This window comes from Variovorax sp. Soil_C_12, assembly GCF_057657375.1.
In genome coordinates, this window is the sequence record NZ_JBDGIO010000001.1 from 525,187 (window position 1) to 548,741 (window position 23,555).

Annotated in this window: 17 protein-coding genes; 11 read left to right on the plus strand and 6 right to left on the minus strand. The window is 68.1% G+C overall.

Annotated elements, in window-relative coordinates:
* Positions 1-64 precede the first annotated feature (64 nt).
* Entirely contained in the window at positions 65-832 is a 768-nt protein-coding gene (locus tag AC3A6X_RS02680; protein WP_487840695.1) for an SGNH/GDSL hydrolase family protein, read from the plus strand.
* Here AC3A6X_RS02680 and opgC read toward each other — a convergent pair.
* Both opgC and AC3A6X_RS02690 read right to left on the minus strand, forming a co-directional pair.
* Positions 796-1,950, minus strand: coding sequence for an OpgC domain-containing protein (gene opgC / locus AC3A6X_RS02685; RefSeq protein WP_487840696.1), 1,155 nt, complete (start codon positions 1,948-1,950; stop codon positions 796-798). The two genes, AC3A6X_RS02680 and opgC, sit on opposite strands and share 37 nt — an antisense overlap.
* Before the next feature lie 43 nt (positions 1,951-1,993).
* Positions 1,994-3,235, minus strand: coding sequence for a glycosyltransferase family 4 protein (locus AC3A6X_RS02690; protein WP_487840697.1), 1,242 nt, complete (start codon positions 3,233-3,235; stop codon positions 1,994-1,996).
* Between the two features lie 86 nt (positions 3,236-3,321).
* Here AC3A6X_RS02690 and AC3A6X_RS02695 point away from each other — a divergent pair, with 86 nt between their 5' ends.
* The 9 genes from AC3A6X_RS02695 (at position 3,322) to AC3A6X_RS02735 (ending at position 17,717) form a co-directional block, all read left to right on the plus strand.
* Positions 3,322-9,288, plus strand: a complete 5,967-nt coding sequence (locus AC3A6X_RS02695) for an alpha-2-macroglobulin family protein (protein WP_487841085.1) — start codon at positions 3,322-3,324, stop codon at positions 9,286-9,288.
* 253 nt (positions 9,289-9,541) lie between these two features.
* Positions 9,542-11,275 (plus strand): type IV-A pilus assembly ATPase PilB, encoded by a 1,734-nt coding sequence (gene pilB, locus AC3A6X_RS02700; RefSeq protein ID WP_309965039.1) that lies wholly within the window; start codon positions 9,542-9,544, stop codon positions 11,273-11,275.
* Positions 11,276-11,290: 15 nt separating this feature from the next.
* Positions 11,291-12,514 (plus strand): type II secretion system F family protein, encoded by a 1,224-nt coding sequence (locus AC3A6X_RS02705; RefSeq protein ID WP_487840698.1) that lies wholly within the window; start codon positions 11,291-11,293, stop codon positions 12,512-12,514.
* Positions 12,514-13,479 (plus strand): prepilin peptidase, encoded by a 966-nt coding sequence (locus AC3A6X_RS02710; protein WP_487840699.1) that lies wholly within the window; start codon positions 12,514-12,516, stop codon positions 13,477-13,479. Before AC3A6X_RS02705 ends, AC3A6X_RS02710 begins: the two co-directional genes overlap by 1 nt.
* A 13-nt stretch (positions 13,480-13,492) precedes the next feature.
* Positions 13,493-14,089, plus strand: a complete 597-nt coding sequence (coaE, locus tag AC3A6X_RS02715) for a dephospho-CoA kinase (protein WP_487840700.1) — start codon at positions 13,493-13,495, stop codon at positions 14,087-14,089.
* Positions 14,090-14,173: 84 nt separating this feature from the next.
* Positions 14,174-15,667, plus strand: coding sequence for an MBOAT family O-acyltransferase (locus tag AC3A6X_RS02720; protein WP_487840701.1), 1,494 nt, complete (start codon positions 14,174-14,176; stop codon positions 15,665-15,667).
* A gap of 16 nt (positions 15,668-15,683) precedes the next feature.
* The gene (locus tag AC3A6X_RS02725; protein ID WP_487840702.1) at positions 15,684-16,700 is read left to right on the plus strand and encodes an HAD family hydrolase; all 1,017 of its coding nucleotides are present in this window, start codon (positions 15,684-15,686) and stop codon (positions 16,698-16,700) included.
* Positions 16,701-16,737: 37 nt separating this feature from the next.
* Positions 16,738-17,493, plus strand: coding sequence for a cell division protein ZapD (gene zapD / locus AC3A6X_RS02730; RefSeq protein ID WP_487840703.1), 756 nt, complete (start codon positions 16,738-16,740; stop codon positions 17,491-17,493).
* Between the two features lie 8 nt (positions 17,494-17,501).
* Positions 17,502-17,717, plus strand: a complete 216-nt coding sequence (locus AC3A6X_RS02735; protein ID WP_309965019.1) for a DNA gyrase inhibitor YacG — start codon at positions 17,502-17,504, stop codon at positions 17,715-17,717.
* Here the strand turns inward: AC3A6X_RS02735 and mutT are convergent.
* Genes mutT through secA form a run of 4 tightly spaced genes read right to left on the minus strand, consistent with a single transcriptional unit; the run spans position 17,711 to position 23,069 of the window.
* Positions 17,711-18,136, minus strand: coding sequence for an 8-oxo-dGTP diphosphatase MutT (gene mutT, locus AC3A6X_RS02740; protein WP_106554990.1), 426 nt, complete (start codon positions 18,134-18,136; stop codon positions 17,711-17,713). The two genes, AC3A6X_RS02735 and mutT, sit on opposite strands and share 7 nt — an antisense overlap.
* Before the next feature lie 8 nt (positions 18,137-18,144).
* The gene (locus tag AC3A6X_RS02745) at positions 18,145-19,014 is read right to left on the minus strand and encodes an ATP-binding protein (RefSeq protein WP_487840704.1); all 870 of its coding nucleotides are present in this window, start codon (positions 19,012-19,014) and stop codon (positions 18,145-18,147) included.
* Positions 19,011-20,240, minus strand: coding sequence for a bifunctional glutamate N-acetyltransferase/amino-acid acetyltransferase ArgJ (gene argJ, locus AC3A6X_RS02750; protein ID WP_487840705.1), 1,230 nt, complete (start codon positions 20,238-20,240; stop codon positions 19,011-19,013). Before argJ ends, AC3A6X_RS02745 begins: the two co-directional genes overlap by 4 nt.
* A 45-nt stretch (positions 20,241-20,285) precedes the next feature.
* A complete protein-coding gene (gene secA, locus AC3A6X_RS02755) occupies positions 20,286-23,069 on the minus strand; it encodes a preprotein translocase subunit SecA (protein WP_487840706.1) in 2,784 nt (927 codons plus the stop codon).
* 176 nt (positions 23,070-23,245) lie between these two features.
* Here secA and AC3A6X_RS02760 point away from each other — a divergent pair, with 176 nt between their 5' ends.
* Entirely contained in the window at positions 23,246-23,551 is a 306-nt protein-coding gene (locus tag AC3A6X_RS02760) for a hypothetical protein (protein WP_487840707.1), read from the plus strand.
* Positions 23,552-23,555 lie beyond the last annotated feature (4 nt).

Consider the following 23,555-nt stretch of genomic DNA (forward strand, 5'->3'; position numbering starts at 1 on the left):
CGCATCGGCGAGGACTCGACCGCATGATGCGGCCGAAGGTCTTCTCTCGAATTTCATGCTTGTGATGAACGTTGCTCCCGCCGTCAGGGCGGCTCGCCGGGCCCTCCTGCCGATCGCGCTGTTGCTCGCAGCGTGCGCCTCGCAGGCCCAGTCCACCAGCGCTGCCGAGACCCCCTCCCCCGCCTACCTGGCAGCGCAGACACGCTGGCGCAGCGAGCTCTCGGCCTTCGATGCCGCCGACCGCCAGCAATGGCCCAGCGAGGGCGGCGTGGTCTTCGTCGGCAGTTCCACCATCCGCTTCTGGACCCGCCTCGCGCAGGACTTCCCGCAACTGCCGGTGGTCATCAACCGCGGCTTCGGCGGCTCGACCATGGCCGACTCCAGCTTCTTCGCGCGCGAGCTGGTGCTGCGCTACAAGCCGCGCCATGTGCTGGTCTACGCCGGCGACAACGACCTGGCCGAGGGCCGCACGCCGATCCAGATCCTGGAGAGCTTCGCCCAGTTCGCCAACACCGTGCGCGCGGAGCTGCCCGAGGCGCGCATCAGCTACATCTCGATCAAGCCCAGCCCCTCGCGCGAGAAGCTGCTGCCGCGGATGCGCGAGACCAACGACATCATTGCCGCCTATCTGCGGCGCCTGCCGAACAGCGACTACATCGATGTCTTCACGCCCATGATGGGCGCGGACGGGCGCCCGCGGGCCGAACTGTTCCGCGGCGACCAGTTGCATCTCAACGACGAAGGCTACCGGCTGTGGCGCTCGGTCATCGGCGCGCAGCTGGCGCGGCCCGTGGATCAGGCCGAGCTGTCGATCGCGCCGGCGTCGCGGTAGGCGTCCCGGCTGCGCCGCCGCTCGCCCCACCACAGCGCCACTCGGGCCACGCCATAGAGGCCCGCGAACACCACGGCCAGCAGCAGCACGTCGCCCCACCAGGGCCGCGCGGTCTGGTTGTCGCCGTAGAACGCCAGCACCAGCAGCACCGCGACCAGGTGCGCGCAGAACACCGGCAGCGAAGCCGAGCCCATGGCCTCCAGCGCGTGCAGGCGCGGCAGGCGCCGCATGAGCGCCGGCCCGAAGCGCACGGTGACGATGCCCAGCACCACCAGGTTGAAGATGCGCAGCGGCCCGAGCTGCCATTTGTCGAACAGCAGGTTCATCTCCTCGTCGCCGCCGAAGGGCGCCTGGCCATTGATGCCATGGTGCCGCCACCAGAGCCCGTAGAGCGCCGCCCCCACCGCGAGCGCCACCAGCAACGCAGGGAAGCGGAAGGGCTCGGCATTGGGCGCATGCCGGCTGGCGCCCATCCACAGCCCGGCGAACCACAGGAACTGCCAGGCGAAGGCATTGAAGGCGCCCATCTCGCGGAAGGGCACGGGCAGGTGCAGGTGATGCACCGCCAGCCCGTACAGCCATTCGCTGAAGCCGAACTGGGCCAGGCCCCACAGCGCCGCGCTGGCCACCATCACGCCGGTCCAGCCGTGGCGCAGTGCGAAGGCGAGCACCCAGGGGCTCATCAGCATGAAGAAGATATACATCGGCAGGATGTCGAGCAGCGCCGGCTCGTACACCAGCAGCAGCGAGTAGCCGAAGCCCTCGAGCGGATGCGCGAGGTAGAAGGACAGCAGGTTCTTCACGGCCGGCTGATCGATGCGCAGCCCCACCCGCGTGATGATGGTGAAGAGAAACAGCAGCGTCGCCGCCTGCGCCAGGTAGACCTTGAGCGCGCGCTGCCAGAAGGCCCGGCGCATCGCGTCGACGCCGCGGCTGTCGCTGATGCGGGTGTAGACCAGGCCGGCGACGAAGGCCGAGAGCAGCACGAAGCCTTCGGCTGCCGAGACGAAGCCGAAGGGCTGACCGAGCGGATCGGTGAACCGCGTGGGCAGGTGGGTGAAGGTCATCAGCACGAGCATCAGCCCGCGCAGTGCGTCGATTTCCCAGTAGCGCTTCATGGGGGCTCGGCACCCGGCGTAGGCGGCGGGGCCGCTTTCGGTGCTACGCCAGCTTGCGGATGGCGTCGATCACGACCTCGCTGTACTTCTTCCAGGTGTAGCTGGCCGCATGCTGCACGGCCGCCTCGCTCATGGCCGGGAGTTCCTGCCGGTTCTGGTTGAACCAGGCGAGCTTCTCGGCGATCTTCTCGGGCGAGCGGATCGGCACCAGGAAGCCGGTCTTGCCCTCGATCACGAGGTCGTCGCCGCCGGTGTTGGGCGTGATCACGATCGGCAGGCCCTGGCTCATCGCCTCCTGCATCACCAGCGCCCGGCCTTCGTAGAGCGAGGGCAGGCAGAACACGTCGCAGCTGCGCATCAGGGCCAGCACCTCGGCGTGGGGGCGCCCCTTCTCGAGGGTGAAGTCGGCGTACTGGCCGCGGTAGAAGGCGGGCTCGTTCAGCAGCGAGCCCATCACGACCAGCTCGATGTTCTCGCCCTTGAGCAGATGCATGGCCTGGAACAGGTCGCCCAGGCCCTTGCGCTGCCCCATCGAGCCCACGAAGAGCACGCGCAGCGGCTTCGACGGGTCGACCCCCTTGCGCGCGGGCGCGATCGCCGGCAGCGGCGAGCCGAAGGGCGACAGCACCCGGGTCTTCTGCCCGGCCCAGGCGGGCAGGGAGTCGGCCACGAAGCGGCTGGGCACCACCACCAGGTCGGCCAGCTCCAGCTCGCGCGCCTTGCGCTCCAGCTTGGCCGGCGAATCGGCCATGCCGCCGCCCAGTGCATGGGCCCAGGCCGGCAGGCGCTGGACCTCTTCTTCCATCAACTTGCGGCCGACCTCCCAGTAGGAGATGGGCAGGTCGTACACGCATTTCAGGCCCAGGTCCTTGGCAGCCCGGAAGGTGTCGAGCGCGGAGTCCTCGTAGGTGTAGACCGCGCCGAGGCCGAGGCGCCGGTGCAGCCTTGGCAGGGCGCGGGCGCTGAAGCGGTCGAAGTCCTGCAGCACGCCGTCGATGGAGGCGAAGCCCTGCTCGTGGCGCAGCCAGTAGTTCCAGCCGGCCCGGGAGCAGACGGCCCGCGCCAGCTCGCGCCAGGGGTGCTGAAGGATCTTCTCGCGCGGGATGTTGAAGCGCCGCCGCAGCAGGTCGCGGCTCAGGCCCTGGGGCACCAGTTTCAGGGCCACGTTGTCCGGCTCGACCGCCAGGGTGGTCGTGAAACGCGCGAGCATTCCGGCGGCCTCCAGCCCGTCGAGCATGGCGCGCACGTTCTGGTTGCCTGCGGGGTGGCTGAACAGCAGTTTCATATCGATCGATCATAGTGGACGCCTGTGGCGCTCCAGAGTTGCGCTACCCTGCGCACCCGAAGGAGAAGCCCTTGAAAACGAGAACAATGACGCGGACCTTTGCGGCCGCCGCCCTCACCCTTTGCAGCCTCGGTGCCCATGCGCTGCAGATCGCCAGCCTCACGCCGCAGGGTGAAGTGGCCCGGATCCGGCAAGTGGTCGCGAAGTTCGACCAGGCGGCCGTCAACTTCGGCGATCCCAAGGCGCCCGCCCCGCTCGCCGTCAGCTGCAGCGACGCGCAGGCCGGCAAGGGCACGGGCCGGTGGACCGGCGAGAAGCAGTGGGTCTGGGACTTCGAGAACGACCTGCCGCCGGGCGTGCGCTGCACGGTCACGCGGATCGCAGGCTTCAAGTCGGCCTCGGGGGCGGACCTGACGGGGCCGGAGCGCTACCAGTTCTCGAGCGGCGGCCCCTTCGTGCGCAACTGGCAGCCCAGCTACGGCAAGATCGACGAAGAGCAGCAGTTCATGCTGGAGCTCAACGGCCCGGCCACGCTGGAGAGCGTGCGCGACAACATCTGGTGCCAGGCCGACGGCGTGGGCGAGCGCATCCCGGTGCGCCTGGTCGAGGGTGCGCAACGGCAGGCCCTGCTCAAGGCCTTCGGCCGCGACAAGGAGGCCGAGAAGACGCCGCTGCGCTTCGTCACGCTGCAGTGCAATCGCCGGCTGAGCCCGGGCGGGCGCCTGCAGCTGGTCTACGGCAAGGGCGTGGCCACACCCTCCGGCGTGGCCAACGCGGCCGAGCGGCGCCTGAACTTCGAGGTGCGCGAGCCCTTCGCGGTCTCCTTCAGCTGCGAGCGCGAGAACGCGCAGTCGGCCTGCCTGCCGCTCAAGCCGATGGTGCTGCAGTTCAACGCGCCGGTGGCGCGCAAGCTGGCGGCGCAGATCACCCTGCAAGGCGGGGGCAAGACGCTCAAGCCCAAGTTCGACGACGAGAACACGTCCAAGGACGAGGACGCGGTGGTCGATTCGGTGAGCTTCCCGCCGCCCTTCGCCGAGCAGACGCCCTTCATCCTCACGCTGCCGGCCAGGTTCGAGGATGCCTCGGGCCGCGCCCAGGCCTCGCCCGACAGCTTCCCGCTGAAGGTCGCGACCGGCGCGATGCCGCCGCTGGCCAAGTTCGCGGCCTCGCCCTTCGGCGTGGTCGAGCGCCTGGCCGAGCCCGGCGGCACCGCGCTGATGCCGGTCACGGTGCGACGCGTCGAGCCGGCGCTGCAGGTGCAGGCGCTGACGCCCGGCAAGGTCAGCGACATGAATCCGAAGACCGACGCGGACATCATCGCCTGGTTCCGCAAGGTGCGGCGCTACGACAGCAACTACACCCTCTCGCGCACGCAGGCGGCGCGCGACGTCAAGGGCGCGCTGCCCAAGGTGATCGACAAGGACGACCGCGACAACGTCCAGACCCGCATGGTCTCGCTGCTCGGCGGCCAGTCGGGCGTGAAGACCCTCGACATGCCCAAGGCCGAAGGCGGCGACCCACGGCCCTTCGAGGTGATCGGCATCCCGCTCACGCCGGGCTTCCACGTGCTGGAGATCGCCTCGCAGAAGCTGGGCGACACGCTGCTCGACGAGCGCTACGGCGCCGGCCGCACGATGTATGTGCGCACCACGGCGCTGGCCACCAACATGGCGGTGCATTTCAAGCTGGGCCGCGAGAACGCGCTCGCCTGGGTCACGACGCTGGACAAGGGCAAGGTGGTGCCCAACGCCGCCGTGCGCGTTTCGGACTGCAACGGCAAGGAGGTCGCGGCCGGCACCACCGATGCGCGCGGCCTGGTGCAGCTGACGGGCATCTCGTCCAGCCCGCCGAGCTGTTCCAGCGAGGAGGACTACAGCGGCGACGCCTGGTTCGTCAGCGCCCGCGCCAAGGACGAGGCCGGCGTGGAAGACCTCGCCTTCACCTGGAGCGACTGGCAGCGCGGCATCGAGCCCTGGCGCTTCAACGTGCCGACCAGCCTGGAGGCCGAGCCCGACCGCGTGGCCCACACCGTGTTCGATCGCACGCTGCTGCGCGCCGGCGAGACGGTGTCGATGAAGCACCTGATCCGCACCCAGACCCGCGAAGGGTTCGGGCTGCCGAAGACGCTGCCCGACACGCTGATCGTGACGCACGTGGGCAGCGGACAGCAGTACACCCAGCCGCTCCAATGGCGCAAGACCGCGACCGGCGGCCAGAGCGGCGAGAACACCTTCGCGATCCCGCCATCAGCCAAGCTCGGCCTCTACCAGGTCGAGCTGCGCAACGGCAAGGACGGCAGCGCCGGCGACGGCGAGGACGGCGGCCAGCGCAGCTTCGGCACCGGCCAGTTCCGCGTCGAGGAGTTCCGCCTGCCGGTGCTCGAGGGCCGCATCGCGCCGGCCGAGAAGAAGCCGCTGGTGGCCGCGACCTCGCTGCCCACCGACGTGCAGATCAACTACGTGGCCGGCGGCGGCGCCGCCCACCTGCCGGTGCGCGTGTCGGCGGCGGTGCGGGCCAAGAGCCTCACCTTCGCCGACTTCGACAGCTTCAGCTTCGCGCCGCCGCGCAAGGACGAGACGGCCGCGGCCGACGCCGAGGAGGCCGATTCGGCCTCGCAGGAGCTGCGCGTGGTGGCCGACAAGCTGCCGCTCACGCTCGACAAGGACGGCGCGGGCAAGCTCACCATCGAGAAGATCCCGCTGGCCAAGGCGACGCCGCGCGAGCTGCTGCTCGAAGCCACCTACGCCGATCCCAACGGCGAGGTGCAGACGCTGCGCAGCGTGCAGGCGCTGTGGCCCGCGGCCGTGATCGCCGGCATCAAGACCGAGGGCTGGGTCTCGACCGGCCAGAAGCTGAAGTTCCAGGCCCTGGCCCTGGACCTCGCCGGCAAGCCGCAGGAAGGCGTGACGCTCAACGTGCGCGCCATCGCGCGCATCACCACCACCAGCCGCAAGCGCATGGTGGGCGGCTTCTACACCTACGACAACAAGACCGAGGTGAAGGAGATCGGCACGGTCTGCAGCGGCAAGAGCGATGCGCGCGGCCTGCTGCTGTGCGAGGCCGAGCTCAAGGAGTCCGGCCAGGTCGAGCTGATCGCCAGCGCCACCGACAAGGACGGGCGCGACAGCCGCGCCGCGAGCTCCGTCTACGTCACCCGGCAGGGCGAGCTGTGGTTCGGCGGCGAGGACCACGACCGCATCGACGTGCTGCCCGAGAAGAAGAACTACCAGCCCGGCGAAACCGCCCGCTTCCAGGTGCGCAGCCCCTTCCGCTTCGCGACCGCGCTGGTGTCGGTCGAGCGCGAGGGCGTGATCGAGACGCAGGTCGTGCGGCTGGACGGCAAGGACCCGACGGTCACGCTGCAGGTCAAGCCCGAGTGGGGACCCAACGCCTACGTGAGCGTGCTCGCGCTGCGCGGGCGGCTGCGCGAGGTGCCGTGGTACAGCTTCTTCACCTGGGGCTTCAAGGCGCCGCGCGAGTGGTGGACCGCCTTCTGGCACGAGGGCAAGGAGTACGTGGCGCCGACCGCGCTGGTCGACCTCAGCAAGCCGGCCTTCCGGCTCGGGCTGGCCGAGATCCGCGTCGGCACGCAGGCCCACCAGCTCGACGTGAAGGTGGCGAGCGACAAGCCCAGCTACCCGGTGCGCGGCAAGGCGCTGGTCACGATCTCGGCCAAGCTGCCGGATGGCAAGCCCGCCGCGGGCGCCGAGGTGGCGCTGGCGGCGGTCGACCAGGCCCTGCTGGAGCTGATGCCCAACGACAGCTGGAAGCTGCTCGAGGCCATGCTGCAGCGGCGCAGCTGGGGCGTCTCCACCTCCACCGCGCAGATGGAGATCGTGGGCCGCCGGCACTACGGCCGCAAGGCGGTGCCGGCCGGCGGCGGAGGTGGCAAGGGCCAGACGCGCGAGCTGCTCGACACCCTGCTCCTCTGGAATCCGGCCGTGGTGCTCGATGCGAATGGCCAGGCGACTGTGACCGTGCCGCTCAACGATGCGCTGACCACCTTCAAAATCGTCGCGGTGGCGGATGCCGGCACGGGCCTGTTCGGCACCGGCCAGGCCTCGATCCAGGCCACGCAGGATCTGCAGATCGTCAGCGGCCTGCCGCCGCTGGTGCGCGAGGACGACCAGTTCCGCGCCCAGGTCACCCTGCGCAACACCACGCAGAAGGCGATGAAGGTAGAGGCGGCGCCGCGCGCCACGCTGTTGAAGCTGGAGCCCCAGACGGTCGACATCCCGGCCGGCGAGGCCCGCGAGCTGGCCTGGATGGTGACCGCTCCGGCCCAGCTGGCGCAGACACGTGCCGAGGCCCTCCTGTGGGAGATCGAGGCCAAGGACCAGATCGGCGGCGCGCGCGACGCGCTCAAGGTGCGCCAGCGCATCGTGCCGGCCGTGCCGCTCACGGTGCAGCAGGCCACGCTGGTGCAGCTGGACGGCCCCTTTACCCTGGACGTCGCGCCGCCGGCGGACGCCCTGCCCGGCCGCGGCGGGCTCAAGCTCTCGCTGCAGCCGCGGCTGGCCGAGGGCCTGACCGGCGTTCGCGACTGGTTCGCCAACTACCCTTACGCCTGCCTGGAACAGAAGACCAGCAAGTCCATCGGCCTGCGCGACGGCAAGGCCTGGCAGACCGTGATCGGACAGCTGCCCAGCTACCTCGATAGCGACGGCCTGGCCAACTACTTCCCGCCGCGCGACGGCGAGGCCAACCGCGGCAGCGACATCCTGACCGCCTACCTGCTGGCCGCCACGCACGAGGCGGCCGCGCTCGATGCGGCCTTTGCCCTGCCCGACGCTGCGCGGGCGCCGATGGAACAGGGCCTGATCGCCTTCGTCGAAGGCCGCATCCAGCGCGAGTTCTGGAGCCCGCGCAAGGACCTGGACGTGCGCAAGCTCGCCGCCCTGGAAGCGCTCTCGCGCTACGGCAAGGTGCAGGGCCGCATGACCGGCAGCATCGCCATCGCGCCCAACCAGTGGCCGACCGGCGCGGTGCTCGACTGGATCAACATCCTCAAGCGCGTGCCCGACGTGCCGCAGCGCCAGCAGCGGCTCGAGGAGGCGAACAACGTGCTGAAGGCGCGCCTGAGCTACCAGGGCACCAAGCTGGTCTTCAGCACCGAGCGCGACGACTACTGGTGGTGGCTGATGGCCAATGGCGACGTCAACACCGCGCGCCTGCTGCTCACCGTGCTGGACGACCCGGCGTGGAAGGACGACATCGGCCGGCTCGCCGTCGGCTTCATCGGCCGCCAGCAGAACGGCGCCTGGCACACCACCACCGCCAACCTCTGGGGCGGCCTGGCGCTCGAGAAGTTCTCGAAGCAGTTCGAGAGCGCGCCGGTCGCGGGCCTCACCGCGGCCAACCTGGGCGGCACCAAGGCCCAGGTGGACTGGAGCAAGGTCGAGCGCATCAAGGCCAGCGACCCGGCCGGCGCGCCGAACCAGCGCAACGCCTTCGGCGCGCCCGCCGCGCCCGGCAACCTGCGCAACAACAGCATGTTCCTGCCCTGGCCGGCGGCGGCCCCGGCCGCGCGCGACACGCTGCTGGTCACGCAGAGCGGCAGCGGCAGGCCGTGGCTCACCCTGCAGTCCATCGCGGCGGTCCAGCTGAAGGCGCCTTTCGCGGCCGGTTATGCGATCAAGAAGACCGTCGCGCCGCTCGAGCAGGCCGTCCAGGGCGTCTACACGCGGGGCGACGTGCTGCGCGTGAGCCTGGAGGTCAACGCCAGCGCCGACATGACCTGGGTCGCGATCACCGACCCGATCCCGGGCGGCGCCACCATCCTGGGCAGCGGGCTGGGCCGCGATTCGCAGATCGCGACCCAGGGCGAGAAGCGCTCGGGCAGCGGCTGGCCGGCCTTCGAGGAGCGCAGTTTCGAGGCCTTCCGCAGCTACTACGAGTACCTCCCCAAGGGCGTGGTCAAGATGGAGTACACGGTGCGGCTGAACAACGTGGGCGAGTTCGCGTTGCCGCCCAGCCGGGTCGAGGCCTTGTATGCGCCGGAGATGTTCGGGGAGCTCCCGAACGAGCGTGTGAAAGTGCAGCCGGCAAGATAGCGGGGGCGCAAGCAATCGCCTCGAACGACGAAGCGGCAGCCCGGTTTAGGCCTAAACTGGCGCCTCGTTTCGAGCGCTGAAAGTCGGGAATTTTTCAGCAGGAGCCATTCACCCGAAGGCATTCATTTCGACGCGTCTTTCCGGCTGCAAGTGCAAAATGCTCCGCACCCTGGGCCGGCGGCGCGGTTTACAGCCCCTGGGTGATCGGCGATGATCGTGACGCACTTTTTCACGTCTTGTTACATTCCACTGAATGGCTGCCGCTGAACCTCTCATCAAAGAAAGCTCGTCCATCGCCCTGCCCGGCCTGGCGCGCGCCTTGATCTCCGCCGGCAAGCTGCCGGCGAAGACCGCGGAGGAGATCTACCAGAAGTCGCTCAGTGGGCGCAGCAGCTTTATTGCCGAGCTGACCGGCACCGGCGCCGTCTCGGCGGCCGATCTCGCGCACACCCTGTCGAGCGCCTTCGGCGCCCCCCTGCTCGACCTCGATGCGATCGATCAGCAGCGCCTGCCCAAGGACCTGCTGGACTCGAAGCTGTGCCAGGCCTATCGGGTCGTGGTGCTGAGCAAGCGGAACAATCGTCTCATTGTTGCAACAGCCGACCCCTCCGATCAGCAGGCGGCGGAAAAAATAAAGTTCGCCTCGCAAATGGGCGTGGACTGGGTCGTCGCCGAGTACGACAAGCTCTCCCGCATGATCGAGGCGGCGGCGGCCAGTGCCGCCGAAACCATCGACAGCATCGTCGGCGCCGAGTTCGAGTTCGACGACTCCTCGATCGCCGAAAGCGCCGACGCGAGCGAAGCGGCGGTCGCCGAGGTCGAGGACGCACCGGTCGTGCGCTTCCTGCACAAGATGCTGCTCGACGCCTTCAGCATGCGCGCATCGGACATCCACTTCGAGCCCTACGAGCACCAGTACCGGGTGCGCTTCCGGGTCGACGGCGAGCTGCGCGAGATCGCGACGCCGCCCACCGTCATCAAGGACAAGCTGGCCTCGCGCATCAAGGTGATCTCGCGCCTGGACATCTCCGAGAAGCGCGTGCCGCAGGACGGCCGCATGAAGCTCAAGATCGGCCCCGACCGGGTGATCGACTTCCGCGTCAGCACCCTGCCCACGCTGTTCGGCGAGAAGATCGTGGTGCGTATCCTCGACCCGAGCAGCGCACGCCTGGGCATCGACGCCCTGGGCTACGACCCCGACGAGAAGGAGCGGCTGCTGCAGGCCATCGGCCGCCCCTACGGCATGGTGCTGGTCACCGGGCCGACGGGCTCGGGCAAGACGGTGTCGCTCTACACCTGCCTGAACCTGCTGAACAAGCCGGGCGTCAACATCGCCACGGCCGAGGATCCATCCGAAATCAACCTGCCCGGCGTCAACCAGGTCAACGTCAACGACAAGGCGGGCCTGACCTTCGCGACCGCGCTGCGCGCCTTCCTGCGCCAGGATCCGGACATCATCATGGTCGGCGAAATCCGCGACCTGGAAACCGCCGACATCTCGATCAAGGCCGCGCAGACCGGCCACCTGGTGCTCTCCACCCTGCACACCAACGACGCCCCGACCACGCTGACGCGGATGCGCAACATGGGCATCGCGCCCTTCAACATCGCCTCCAGCGTGATCCTGATCACCGCGCAGCGGCTGGCGCGCCGCCTGTGCACCGTGTGCAAGGCGCCGACCGAGGTGCCCAAGGAAGCGCTGCTCGAAGCCGGCTTCAAGGACCGCGAGATCGACGGCACCTGGAAGCCCTACAAGCCCGTCGGCTGCTCGGCCTGCAACGGCGGCTACAAGGGCCGCGTCGGCATCTACCAGGTGATGCCGATCTCCGAGGAAATCCAGCAGATCATCCTGCGCGACGGAAGCGCGCTCGATATCGCCAAGCAGTCCGAAGCCGAGGGCGTGCGCTCCCTGCGCCAGTCCGGACTCCGGAAGGTCATGCAGGGCCTGACTTCGCTCGAAGAAGTGCTCGCGGTCACCAACGAATAGAGAAGCGGACATCGAATGGCAACGGCAGCAGCATCCCGGGCAACGCTCAAGGAATTCGTCTTCGAATGGGAAGGCAAGGACCGCAACGGCAAGGTGGTGCGCGGAGAGATCCGCGCCGCCGGCGAGAACCAGGTCCAGGCCGCGCTGCGGCGCCAGGGCGTGCTGGCCTCGAAGATCAAGAAGCGGCGCATGCGCTCCGGCAAGGCCATCAAGCCCAAGGACATCGCCATCTTCACGCGCCAGCTGGCCACCATGATGAAGGCGGGCGTCCCACTGCTGCAGGCCTTCGACATCGTGGGCCGCGGCAACGCCAACCCGAGCGTGGCCAAGCTGCTCAACGACGTCCGCAGCGACGTGGAGACCGGCACCTCGCTGTCTTCCGCCTTCCGCAAGTTCCCCAGGTACTTCGACAGCCTCTACTGCAACCTGGTGGAAGCCGGGGAGGCCGCGGGTATCCTGGAAGAGCTGCTCGACCGCCTGGCCACCTACATGGAGAAGACGGAAGCCATCAAGTCGAAGATCAAGTCGGCGCTGATGTACCCGACCTCGGTGGTCGTGGTGGCTTTCGTGGTGGTGGCAATCATCATGATCTTCGTCATCCCGGCCTTCAAGCAGGTGTTCACCTCCTTCGGCGCCGACCTGCCGGCGCCGACGCTCTTCGTCATGGCGATGAGCGAGTTCTTCGTCGCCTACTGGTGGTTGATCTTCGGCGTGATCGGCGGCGGCCTCTACTTCTTCTTCCAGGCCTGGAAGCGCAACGAGAAGGTCCAGCGCTTCATGGACCGCCTGCTGCTGCGCGTTCCGATCTTCGGCGTGCTGATCGACAAGTCATGCGTCGCGCGCTGGACCCGCACGCTGGCCACCATGTTCGCCGCCGGCGTGCCGCTGGTCGAGGCGCTCGACTCGGTGGGCGGCGCCTCGGGCAACACGGTGTATGGCGATGCCACGGTCAAGATCCAGCAGGAGGTCTCGACCGGCACCAGCCTGACCATGGCCATGACCAACGCCAACCTCTTCCCCTCGATGGTGCTGCAGATGACCGCCATCGGCGAGGAGTCCGGCTCCATCGACCACATGCTGGGCAAGGCCGCCGACTTCTACGAGTCGGAGGTCGATGACATGGTCGCGGGCCTGTCGAGCCTGATGGAGCCGATCATCATCGTGTTCCTCGGCGTGATCATCGGCGGCATCGTGGTCTCGATGTACCTGCCCATCTTCAAGCTCGGCCAGGTCGTCTGATGCTGCCGTCGCAGGGGGTCGACGCCGCGCTGGCCGGCGTGCTGGGGCTGCTCGTCGGCAGTTTCCTCAACGTGGTGATCTACCGCACGCCGATCATGATGTACCGGCAGTGGCTGGGCGAGGCCGTGGGCAACCTGATGAAGGTCGATGGCGTGCCTTCGCTGTGGAGCCTGGTGTTCGGCCCGAAGACGAACACGCCGCCCCAGCTCGAGGCAGCCGCCGGCGAAGCGGCCAAGGCCGTCGACGCCCTGCCCCAGTTCAGCCTGGCGCGTCCGGCCTCGCGCTGCGGACACTGCGGCCACGCGATCCGCTGGTACGAGAACGTGCCGGTGCTCAGCTATCTCTTCCTGCGCGGACGCTGCAGCGCCTGCAAGGCATCGATCAGCCCGCGCTACCCGCTGGTGGAACTGGTCATGGGGGCGCTGTTCGCGCTGTGCGCCTGGCGCCACGGCCTGTCGCCGACCGCGGCACTGTGGGCCGCCTTCGCCGCGCTCCTGGTCTGCCAGTTCCTGATCGACTTGGACACGCAGTACCTGCCCGACTCGCTCAACTATGCCCTGCTCTGGCTGGGCCTCATCGGCGCGGCGGCAGGCCTGACACGCGTGCCGCTGGCGTCCGCGGTCTGGGGCGCCGTGTTCGGCTACCTGAGCCTGTGGCTCGTCTACCACGCCTACCGCCTCGCCACCGGCAAGGAGGGCATGGGCTATGGCGACTTCAAGCTGCTGGCGGCCTTGGGCGCCTGGCTGGGTGCCGACTACCTCATTGCCATCGTGCTGGTGTCGTCCCTGGTGGGCGCCATCCTCGGCAGCCTGCTGCTGCTGATCGGCAAGCTGGCCCACAAGGACGTTCCGATCTCCTTCGGCCCCTTCCTGGCGGGCGCCGGACTCGTGTGTCTCGTCGCCGGGCCCGATACTGTGCGGCAATGGATCCCCTTCGCCTTTCCCCTGGGTGCGCTGACGTCCTGAGAGGGCCGCCGCCATGCGACGCATCGGCCTGACCGGCGGCATCGGCAGCGGCAAAAGCACGGTCGCGTCCATCCTGGTCGCGGACGGCGCCACGCTGATCGACACCGACGCCATCGCGCGCGCCATCACCCAGCCGCAAGGCGCCGCGATGCCGGCGATAGCAGCCGCCTTCGGTCCCTCGGTCGTCGCCGCGGACGGCAGCATGGACCGCGCGCGAATGCGTGAGCTGGCGTTCGCCGACCCCGCGGCCAAGCAGCGGCTCGAGGCCATTCTTCACCCCGCGATCGGCGCCGAGTGCGAGGCCCAGGCGGCCGCTGCCGGCCCGGGCCTGATCGTCTTCGACGTGCCCCTGCTGGTCGAATCGAGGCGCTGGCGCGCGCTGGTCGACCGCGTGCTGGTGGTCGATGCCACCGAAGAGACCCAGCTGCAGCGCGTGATCGCCCGCTCGGGCTGGACCCCGGAGGCGGTGCGCGCCGTCATCGCCCAGCAGGCGCCGCGCAGCGCGCGGCGCGCGGCCGCCGACGCGGTGATCTTCAACGAAACGCTCTCGCTCGAGGAACTCGCGCTGGAAGTTCGCGCTCTGTCCTGGCACCCCGCTGCCCAGCGATAATGCGGGGTTTGCTGCCCCGGCGGGCGGATCCCCCACCGAACAGAAGAAGGCGGCGCGCGAGGCCAGCGCGCACGCCCCTCCGAGATGCTTTTCAATTCGCACGCGTTTCTCTTTGTCTTTTTTCCGATCGTCCTGTTCGGCTTCTTCCTGATCGGTCAACGCAACGCGCGCGCGGCGGCCGGTTTCCTGGCCCTCGCCTCGCTCTTTTTCTACGGCTGGTGGAGCGTCAAGGCGATGCCGCTCCTGATCGCCTCGATCTGCATCAACTACTGGTTCGGGCTGCGCCTCACGCCCGGGCCGGGCCGCGACGACGCCCAGCGCAAGCGCCTGCTGATCGTCGCCCTGGTGGTCAACCTCGGCGTGCTGGCGGTCTTCAAGTACGCGAACTTCTTCGTGTCGAACGTCAACGAGGGGCTGGCGGCGGGCGGCTTCTCACCCATCCCGATGCTGCACATCGCGCTGCCGATCGGGATTTCCTTCTACACCTTCACGCAGATCGCCTTCCTGGTCGACTGCTGGCAGGGCAAGGTGCACGAGCGCAGCTTTGTGCATTACGCGCTCTTCGTCACCTACTTCCCGCACCTGATCGCGGGCCCGGTACTGCACCACGCGCAGATGATGCCGCAGTTCGCCAACCCGGAGACCTACAAGGCCGACCCGCGCAAGGTGGCGCTGGGCCTGGCGATCTTCAGCTTCGGCCTGGCCAAGAAGCTGCTGATCGCCGACCCGATGGGCCAGTACTCCGACCTGATGTTCAACGGCGCGCACAACGGCCTGACGCCCACGCTCTACACGGCGTGGTTCGGGGTGCTCGCCTACACGCTGCAGATCTACTTCGACTTCTCGGGCTATTCGGACATGGCGGTCGGCCTGTCGATGTGCCTGGGCGTGCAGTTGCCGCTCAACTTCCGCTCGCCCTACAAGTCGACCAACATCATCGAGTTCTGGCGCCGCTGGCACATCTCGCTGTCGACCTTTCTGCGCGACTACCTCTACGTGCCGCTGGGCGGCAACCGCAAGGGCGAAGCCCGGCGCTACCTGAACCTGTTCCTCACCATGCTGCTGGGCGGGCTCTGGCACGGCGCCGCCTGGACCTTCGTGATCTGGGGCGCGCTGCACGGTGCCTACCTGATGGTCAACCACCTCTGGAACGCCAAGGTGCGGCGCAACGTTCCGGCGGGGCCCATCGCACGCGTGTTCGGCTGGCTGCTCACCTTCCTCTGCGTGATGATTGCCTGGGTGGTCTTCCGCGCCGACGGCCTGCACACGGCGGCGGCGGTCTACAAGGGCATGCTGGGCTTGCACGGAGCGCCGCCCACTGCCTTCAGCGAGATGGGCCTGGTGCCCTACCGCAAGTCCGAGTTCTTCAGGACGATGCTGATCGGCGTGCTGATCTGCCTGGCCTTCCCGCCCACCATCTCGCTCGAGCGCTGGGTGCCCCATCCGCAGGCCGTGGCGGGCAGCCGGGTGCTGGCCCTGGGCTCGACCGTGCTGATTGCCGCCGGCAGCTTCCTGATGTTCGCCTGGGCGGTGTCGAAGCTGGGTGGCTACAGCCCCTTCCTGTACTTCCAGTTCTGATCAGGCCTGTTTGCACATGACGCTCGCAAAAGTCTGGCTTCGCATCTTCGTCACCGGCTACGTGGCCGTGTTCGTGATGTGGCTCGTCTCGCTCACCAGTCTCCCGCCCTATGGCGACCTGACCCGCATCGGCCACCTGGCGGAAGAGGATTTCGGCTGGACCAAGCCGGCCCCCACGGTCGACCCGGCGTACCTGAAGTCCGCGCCGGTCGACCAGGCCGACATCCTGGTCATCGGCGACAGTTTTTCGATGACCCTCTACTGGCAGGCCTCGCTGGCGAAGGCCGGCTACCGCGTGGCCACCACCTACTGGGGCCAATACGGCACGGTGATGTGCAAGGATTTCGACCAGTGGATCCAGCGCGCGGGCTTCAAGGGGAAGTTGATCATCTTCGAAAGCGTGGAGCGCCTGCTCGACGAGCGGACGGTGAGCGGCCAGACCTGCGAGAAGGTCATCAAGCCCTTCTCGTCCCAGCTCGAGCCTTTCGTGAAGCCCGCCGAGCTTCCGGGCCCCGACGCCCTGCCGAACTGGAGCGCACGCTTCGACACCGGCCCGGCCGCCTACTACAACTCCTGGCGCGCGAGGAACTCGGCCGTCGATCTCCTGTTCAACAAGAACACCTGGGTCCGGCCCCTGCCGGACGGCTGCAAGTACTTCTCCCACCGCGAGTGCAACAAGTTGCCGGTCTTCGTCGACGACGAGGGCAACGGCCCGCTGACCACGGGCACCTTGGACCGGATCAAGAACTTTGCGGCGCAGCACCAGACCATCCCGCAGCTGTGGATGGTGATCCCCAACAAGACCACCGTCTTCCTCCGACCCGACTTCTCGAAGGACTTCGTGCATGGCTTCCGCGAGGCGAAGCTCGGGCCCGACCTCTACGCCTTCGCGCGCGAGAAGGGCCACCAGATGCAGGACTTCTATTTCTCGAACGACACCCACCTGTCGATGCACGGACAGCTGGCGCTGGGCGAGTACATGCTGGGCGTGGTGCGCGAAGTGCTGCCCGTCCCACAGACGAAGGCGCCGTGAGAGGCTTATCATCCCGCGACGGGAAACCCACAGACACGTGATCCTCTACGAATACCCCTTCAACGAGCGCATCCGGACCTACCTGCGGCTGGAGCACCTGTTCCGCCGCCTCGGTGAACTGGTCCCTGCCGACTCGGCCCTGTCCCACCACTACGCGCTGGTGACGATCTTCGAGATCATGGACGTGGCCGCACGCGCCGACCTGAAGGCCGACGTGATGCGCGACCTGGACAAGCACAAGAACGTCTTCAACAGCTATCGCGGCAACCCCGCGATTTCCGAGGCCGTGCTGGACCAGGTAGTCGGCAAGCTCGAAACCAACTTCGCGACGCTCAACTCGATTGCCGGCAAGGCCGGCCAGGCGCTGACCGAGAACGAGTGGCTCATGAGCATCCGCAGCCGCGCCAGCATTCCCGGCGGCACCTGCGAGTTCGACCTGCCCGCCTACTACGCCTGGCAGCACCGCCAGGCCCACGAGCGCCGGGCCGACCTGGAACGCTGGTCCTCCACGCTCGCGCCGCTGGCCGAATCGATCTACCTGCTGCTGAAGCTGCTGCGCGACACCGACGTGCCCTACAAGGTGATCGCGACGAACGGCCAGTTCCAGCAGAACCTGCCGCAAGGCCGCAGCTTCCAGCTGCTGAGGCTGCGCATCGATCCGCGGCTGGGGCTCATCCCCGAGATCAGCGGCAACCGGCTCATGGTGTCGGTGCGGCTGATGCGGCACGAGGCCGACGACCGCCTGCACCAGAGCACGGAGGACACGCCCTTCGAGCTCACCCTCTGCGCCTGAGGCCAGCCATGGCGACGAGCAAGAAGACCCCTTCGGGCGAGCGCATCGTCCGCTGCCCGGCCTGCGGCAAGGACAGCGTCTACGGACCGAGCAACCCCTACCGCCCCTTCTGCGGCGCGCGCTGCAAGGGCATCGACCTCGGCGCCTGGGCCACCGAGGAATTCCGCATGCCGGCGGACGCCCCGCCCGACGACGAGGCCTTCGGCGACCCCAAGCTTCAGTAGGCGGCCCCGGGCAGGCCGCGCTCCTGCGCAAGCCAGTCGAGCACCGGCAGCGCACCCGGCAGCACCGGCGTCACCGACAGCGGCAGTTGCTGCCAGCGCATCGCCTGGCCTTCGCGCATCTCGAATTCGCCCTGCCAGGCGCGCACCTTGCACCAGTGCAGGCGCACCAGTGCGTGCGGGTAGTCGTGCTCGGTGGTCTTCCAGACCTCGGCGGCATCGATGGTGATGCCGAGCTCCTCGTGCAGTTCGCGCCGCAGCGCCTGCTCGATCGATTCGCCGCTCTCGATCTTGCCGCCCGGGAATTCCCAGTAGCCGGCATAGGGCTTGCCTTCGGGGCGGGTCGACAGCAGCAGCGCCTCGTCTTGCTCGCGGATCAGGATGCCGACCGCCACCTCGGTGTGCTTGCGCGCGTCCGCCATGGCCGTGCTCAGTGCCGCCCGGCGTAGTCGCGCGCGAACTGGTAGGCCACGCGGCCGCTGCGCGAGCCGCGCTCCAGCGCCCAGACCAGCGCCTCGGCACGCGCGCCTTCGATGGTCTTGGCATCGGCGCCGAAGGAAGACAGCCACTGCGCGACGATCGCCAGGTACTCGTTCTGGCTGAAGGGATAGAAGCTCACCCAGAGGCCGAAACGCTCCGACAGCGAGATCTTCTCCTCGATCACCTCGCCCGGATGGACCTCGCCGTCCTCGGTGTGGGTGTAGCTGAGGTTGTCCTTCATGTACTCGGGCAGCAGGTGGCGCCGGTTGCTGGTCGCATAGATCAGCACGTTGGGCGTGGCCGCGGCCACCGAGCCGTCGAGGATGGATTTGAGCGCCTTGTAGCCCGGCTCGCCCTCGTCGAAGCTCAGGTCGTCGCTGAAGACGATGAACTTCTCGGGCCGCTGCGACACCACCTCGACGATGTCGGGCAGGTCCGTGAGCTCGGCCTTGTCGACCTCGATCAGGCGCAGCCCCTGCGGTGCATAGGCGTGCAGGCAGGCGCGGATCAGGGAAGACTTGCCGGTGCCGCGGGCACCGGTCAGCAGCACGTTGTTGGCCGGCTTGCCCTCCACGAACTGGCGGGTGTTGCGCTCGATCTTTTCCTTCTGGACGTCGATTTCCTTCAGCGCATCGAGCGGCATGGGCGCCATGTGGCGCACCGGCTCCAGCGTGCCATGGCCCGAGCTGCGGCGGCGGTAGCGCCAGGCGATCGAGGCGTTCCAGTCGGCGGGGGCGGACAGCGGCTGGGGAAGGATGGATTCGATGCGGCCGATCAACTGCTCGGCCCGCTCGATCAGCTTTTCAAACTTCTCATTCATGACCTGTAGTCGGCGTTGATCGAGACGTAGTCGTGGCTCAGGTCGCAGGTCCACACGGTGTCGGCGGCTTCGCCGCGGCCGAGCGCGATGCGCACGGTGATCTCGCTCTGCTTCATCACGCGCTGGCCGTCTTCCTCGCGGTAGGACGGATTGCGCCCGCCCTTGACGGCCACATGCACGTCGTCGAGGTAGAGATCGATGCCCGTCTGATCCAGGTCGGAGATCCCGGCATAACCGACGGCCGCCAGGATGCGGCCGAGGTTCGGGTCGCTCGCGTAGAACGCCGTCTTGACCAGCGGCGAATGCGCGACGGCATAGGCCACCTGCCGGCATTCGGCAGCGTCGCGGCCGCCCTCCACGCGCACGGTGATGAACTTGGTCGCCCCCTCGCCGTCGCGCACGATGGCCTGGGCCAGCAGGCGCGCGACCGCCTGCATCGCCTCGACCAGCGCACGGCCCTCGGCCGAGTCCAGCGAGTCGATGGTGGCATGCGCGGCCTGCTGCGTCGCGATCACCACGAAGGAGTCGTTGGTCGAGGTGTCGCCGTCGATGGTCACGCGGTTGAAGGAGGCCTCGGCCAGCGCCTTGGCCAAGGGCTGGATCAAGGCCGGCGCGATCTTCGCGTCCGTCGCCATGAAGCCCAGCATGGTCGCCATGTTGGGACGGATCATGCCGGCGCCCTTGCTGATGCCGGTCACGGTGACGGTCGCGCCGCCGATCTGCAGCTGCCGGCTGAAGGCCTTGGGCACGGTGTCGGTGGTCATGATGCCCTCGGCCGCGCGCGCCCAGTGGGCGGGTTGCGCATCGGCCAGCGCGGCCGGCAGGCCGGCCTCGATGCGGTCGATGGGCAGCGGCTCCATGATCACGCCGGTCGAGAAGGGCAGGATCTGCTCCGGCGCCACGTTGAGCTTGCGGGCCAGCGCGATGCAGGTGGCGCGCGTGCGTGCCAGCCCGTCCTCGCCGGTGCCGGCGTTCGCGTTGCCGGTGTTGATCAGCATTGCGCGGATGCCGAAGTCCTTCTGCAGGTGCTCGCGACAGACCTGCACCGGCGCGGCGCAGAAGCGGTTCTGCGTGAAGACGCCACCGACCGCGGCGCCCTCGTCGATCAGCACCACGGTCAGGTCCTTGCGGTTGGCCTTGCGCACGCCCGCCTCGGCCACGCCGATGCGGACGCCGGGCACCGCGTGCAGCGCGGCGGGATCGGGAGCGGAGAGATTCACGGGCATGGCGTTGGCGCTTTCTTTCTCTGCGAGGTCGTAAGCCTGGGTGCGTCAGGTCAGCTTGCCGTGGCAATGCTTGAATTTCTTGCCGCTGCCGCAGGGACAGGGATCGTTGCGCCCCACGCGCGCGAAGGCGGCGGCGCCGGCAGCATGGCCGGTGGCGATCGCCGCCAGGCGGCGCTGGCTTTCCTCGTCGACGCGGACTTCGACCTCACCGGTCTCGGTCGGGGCGCTGTAGGTGATGTTGGCCAGGTTCTCGCCACGGCTTTCCATCGCCTCGGCGGCCTGCTCCAGCTGCTCGGTGGACTGCACGCGCACCGTCATCAGCTGGCGCGTGACTTCGTTCTTCACCGAATCGAGCAGCTGGCCGAAGAGCTCGAAGGCCTCGCGCTTGTATTCCTGCTTGGGCTGCTTCTGCGCATAGCCGCGCAGGTGGATGCCCTGGCGCAGGTAGTCCAGCGAGGCCAGGTGCTCGCGCCAGTGCGTGTCGATGCTCTGCAGCAGCACCATGCGCTCGAACTGCGTGAAGTTCTCCTGGCCGATCAGCGCCACCTTGGCGTTGAAGGCCTCGTTGGCGGCAGCGATCACCTTCTCGACCACGTCCTCGTCGGTCATGGCGGTGGCGGCCTCCACTTCCTTCTGCAGCGGGAGGTCGATGGTCCATTCGCTGGACAGGGTCTTCTCGAGGCCCGCCAAATCCCACTGCTCCTCGACCGACTCGGCCGGCACGTACTGGCGGACGAGGTCGGTGAAGCAGCCCTCGCGCAGGGCCTCGATCTGCGCCGTGAGGTCGCCGGCGTCGAGGATGTCATTGCGCTGCTGGTAGATCACCTTGCGCTGGTCGTTCGACACGTCGTCGTACTCGAGCAGCTGCTTGCGGATGTCGAAGTTGCGCGCCTCGACCTTGCGCTGCGCGCTCTCGATGCTGCGGGTGACGATGCCGGCCTCGATCGCCTCGCCGTCCGGCATCTTGAGGCGGTCCATGATGGCCTTGACGCGGTCGCCCGCGAAGATGCGCATCAGCGGATCGTCCAGGCTCAGGTAGAAGCGCGAGGAGCCGGGGTCGCCCTGGCGGCCCGAGCGGCCGCGCAGCTGGTTGTCGATGCGCCGCGACTCGTGGCGCTCGGTGGCGATGATGCGCAGGCCGCCGACCGACTTGACGAACTCGTGGTCCTTGTCCCATTCGGTGCGCAGGCGCGCGATCTCGGCGGCCTTCGCCGAGGGGTCGAGTTCCTCGTTCGCCTCGACCGTTTCGATCACCTTTTCGACATTGCCGCCGAGCACGATGTCGGTGCCGCGACCCGCCATGTTGGTCGCGATGGTGATCATCTTGGTGCGCCCCGCCTGCGCCACGATTTCGGCTTCGCGCGCGTGCTGCTTGGCGTTGAGCACCTGGTGCGGCAGGCCGGCCTTGGCGAGCAGGCCGTCGATGATCTCGGAGTTCTCGATCGAGGAGGTGCCCACCAGCACCGGCTGGCCGCGCTCGTAGCACTCGCGGATGTCCTGGATGGCGGCTTCGTACTTCTCGCGCGTGGTCTTGTAGACGCGGTCGAGCTGGTCATCGCGCTTGCTCGGACGGTTGGGCGGGATGATCACGGTCTCCAGGCCGTAGATCTCCTGGAACTCGTAGGCCTCGGTGTCGGCCGTGCCGGTCATGCCGGCGAGCTTGGCGTAGAGGCGAAAGTAGTTCTGGAAGGTGATCGAGGCGAGGGTCTGGTTCTCGGCCTGGATCTCCACGCCTTCCTTGGCTTCCACGGCCTGGTGCAGGCCGTCGCTCCAGCGCCGGCCCGTCATCAGCCGGCCGGTGAATTCGTCGACGATCACGACCTCGCCCTGCTGCACCACGTAGTGCTGGTCGCGGTGGTAGAGATGCCGCGCCCGCAGCGCGGCATTGAGGTGATGCATCAGCGTGATGTTGGCCGGATCGTAGAGCGAGGCACCGTCGGGCAGCAGCTTGAACTCGGAGAGCACCTGCTCCGCCTTCTCGTGGCCGTCTTCGGTCAGGAACACCTGGTGGGTCTTCTCGTCGACCGTGAAGTCGCCCGGCTTGGTGACGCCCTCGCCGGTGCGCGGGTCGGCCTCGCCCTCCTGCCGGGTGAGCAGCGGCACGACCTTGTTGATCGCCAGATAGAGATCGGTGTGGTCTTCGGCCTGGCCGCTGATGATCAGCGGGGTGCGCGCCTCGTCGATCAGGATCGAGTCCACCTCGTCGACGATGGCGTAGTTCAGCCCGCGCTGCACCCGGTCCTGCGTCTCGTAGACCATGTTGTCGCGCAGGTAGTCGAAGCCGTACTCGTTGTTGGTGCCGTAGGTGATGTCGCTGCCGTAGGCCTGCTGCTTCTCCTCGCGCGGCATCTGCGGCAGGTTGATGCCGACCGTGAGCCCGAGGAAGTTGTAGAGGCGGCCCATCCAGCGCGCGTCGCGGTTGGCGAGGTAGTCGTTCACCGTCACCACGTGCACGCCCTTGCCGGTCAGCGCATTCAGGTACACGGGGAGCGTGGCAGTCAGCGTCTTGCCCTCGCCGGTGCGCATCTCGGAGATCTTGCCGTAGTGCAGCGCCATGCCGCCGAGCAGCTGCACGTCGAAGTGGCGCATCTTCATCACGCGCTTGGAGCCCTCGCGCACGACAGCGAAGGCTTCGGGCAGCAGGTCGTCCAGCGACTCGCCGCGCGTCACGCGGTCCTTGAATTCCTGCGTCTTGGCCTGCAGCGCCTCGTCGCTGAGCTTTTCGAAGTCCGCCTCGAGCGCGTTGATGCGCTCGACCGTCTTGCGATACTGCTTGAGGAGCCGGTCGTTGCGACTGCCGAAGATCTGGGTCAGGAAGTTGGTGGCCATGCGAGCGGGTCGACAGCGACCCCATGGCATGCGGGTCCGCGACCGAAATTCCTAAGATAGTGAAAGCAGGTGGGCGCGCCTGGCGCAAAATCAACACGCCAAATGGCACGCGCCCCGCCGGCACGAATGCCGGCAAACCGGGCATTTTAGCCGCGTTGCCATTTCACTACCTTGTCATGAACCGTCGTTTGCACCCCGTCACCTTGCAGCAGGCCGCCCAGGATTCGCCCACGCTCGCGAGCCTGATGGCGCGCGCGCGCGACGCCTCCGAACGGCTCCAGGCGATCCAGGAACTGATCCCGCCCGAGATGCGCGCGGCGGTCCAGGCGGGGCCGGTGGAAGGCGACAGCTGGTGCCTGCTGGTGCGGGGCAGCGCCGCGGCGGCCAAGCTGCGGCAGCTGGTGCCTGCGCTGCAGGCGCGATTGAAGTCCAGGGGGTGGCCTGACGTGACCCTGCGCCTGAAAGTCCACACCCGCCATTGAGAAG

What these genes read in the sequence shown, in the direction of transcription:
- AC3A6X_RS02705 (WP_487840698.1), top strand. Translation starts at nt 11,291, where the DNA reads ATGGCAACGGCAGCAGCATCCCGGGCAACGCTCAAGGAATTCGTCTTC.
- AC3A6X_RS02680 (WP_487840695.1), top strand. Translation starts at nt 65, where the DNA reads ATGAACGTTGCTCCCGCCGTCAGGGCGGCTCGCCGGGCCCTCCTGCCG.
- AC3A6X_RS02710 (WP_487840699.1), top strand. Translation starts at nt 12,514, where the DNA reads ATGCTGCCGTCGCAGGGGGTCGACGCCGCGCTGGCCGGCGTGCTGGGG.
- mutT (WP_106554990.1), bottom strand. Translation starts at nt 18,136, where the DNA reads ATGGCGGACGCGCGCAAGCACACCGAGGTGGCGGTCGGCATCCTGATC.
- AC3A6X_RS02720 (WP_487840701.1), top strand. Translation starts at nt 14,174, where the DNA reads ATGCTTTTCAATTCGCACGCGTTTCTCTTTGTCTTTTTTCCGATCGTC.
- opgC (WP_487840696.1), bottom strand. Translation starts at nt 1,950, where the DNA reads ATGAAGCGCTACTGGGAAATCGACGCACTGCGCGGGCTGATGCTCGTG.
- AC3A6X_RS02760 (WP_487840707.1), top strand. Translation starts at nt 23,246, where the DNA reads ATGAACCGTCGTTTGCACCCCGTCACCTTGCAGCAGGCCGCCCAGGAT.
- pilB (WP_309965039.1), top strand. Translation starts at nt 9,542, where the DNA reads ATGGCTGCCGCTGAACCTCTCATCAAAGAAAGCTCGTCCATCGCCCTG.
- AC3A6X_RS02690 (WP_487840697.1), bottom strand. Translation starts at nt 3,235, where the DNA reads ATGAAACTGCTGTTCAGCCACCCCGCAGGCAACCAGAACGTGCGCGCC.
- secA (WP_487840706.1), bottom strand. Translation starts at nt 23,069, where the DNA reads ATGGCCACCAACTTCCTGACCCAGATCTTCGGCAGTCGCAACGACCGG.
- AC3A6X_RS02735 (WP_309965019.1), top strand. Translation starts at nt 17,502, where the DNA reads ATGGCGACGAGCAAGAAGACCCCTTCGGGCGAGCGCATCGTCCGCTGC.
- argJ (WP_487840705.1), bottom strand. Translation starts at nt 20,240, where the DNA reads ATGCCCGTGAATCTCTCCGCTCCCGATCCCGCCGCGCTGCACGCGGTG.
- AC3A6X_RS02725 (WP_487840702.1), top strand. Translation starts at nt 15,684, where the DNA reads ATGACGCTCGCAAAAGTCTGGCTTCGCATCTTCGTCACCGGCTACGTG.
- AC3A6X_RS02695 (WP_487841085.1), top strand. Translation starts at nt 3,322, where the DNA reads ATGACGCGGACCTTTGCGGCCGCCGCCCTCACCCTTTGCAGCCTCGGT.
- coaE (WP_487840700.1), top strand. Translation starts at nt 13,493, where the DNA reads ATGCGACGCATCGGCCTGACCGGCGGCATCGGCAGCGGCAAAAGCACG.
- AC3A6X_RS02745 (WP_487840704.1), bottom strand. Translation starts at nt 19,014, where the DNA reads ATGAATGAGAAGTTTGAAAAGCTGATCGAGCGGGCCGAGCAGTTGATC.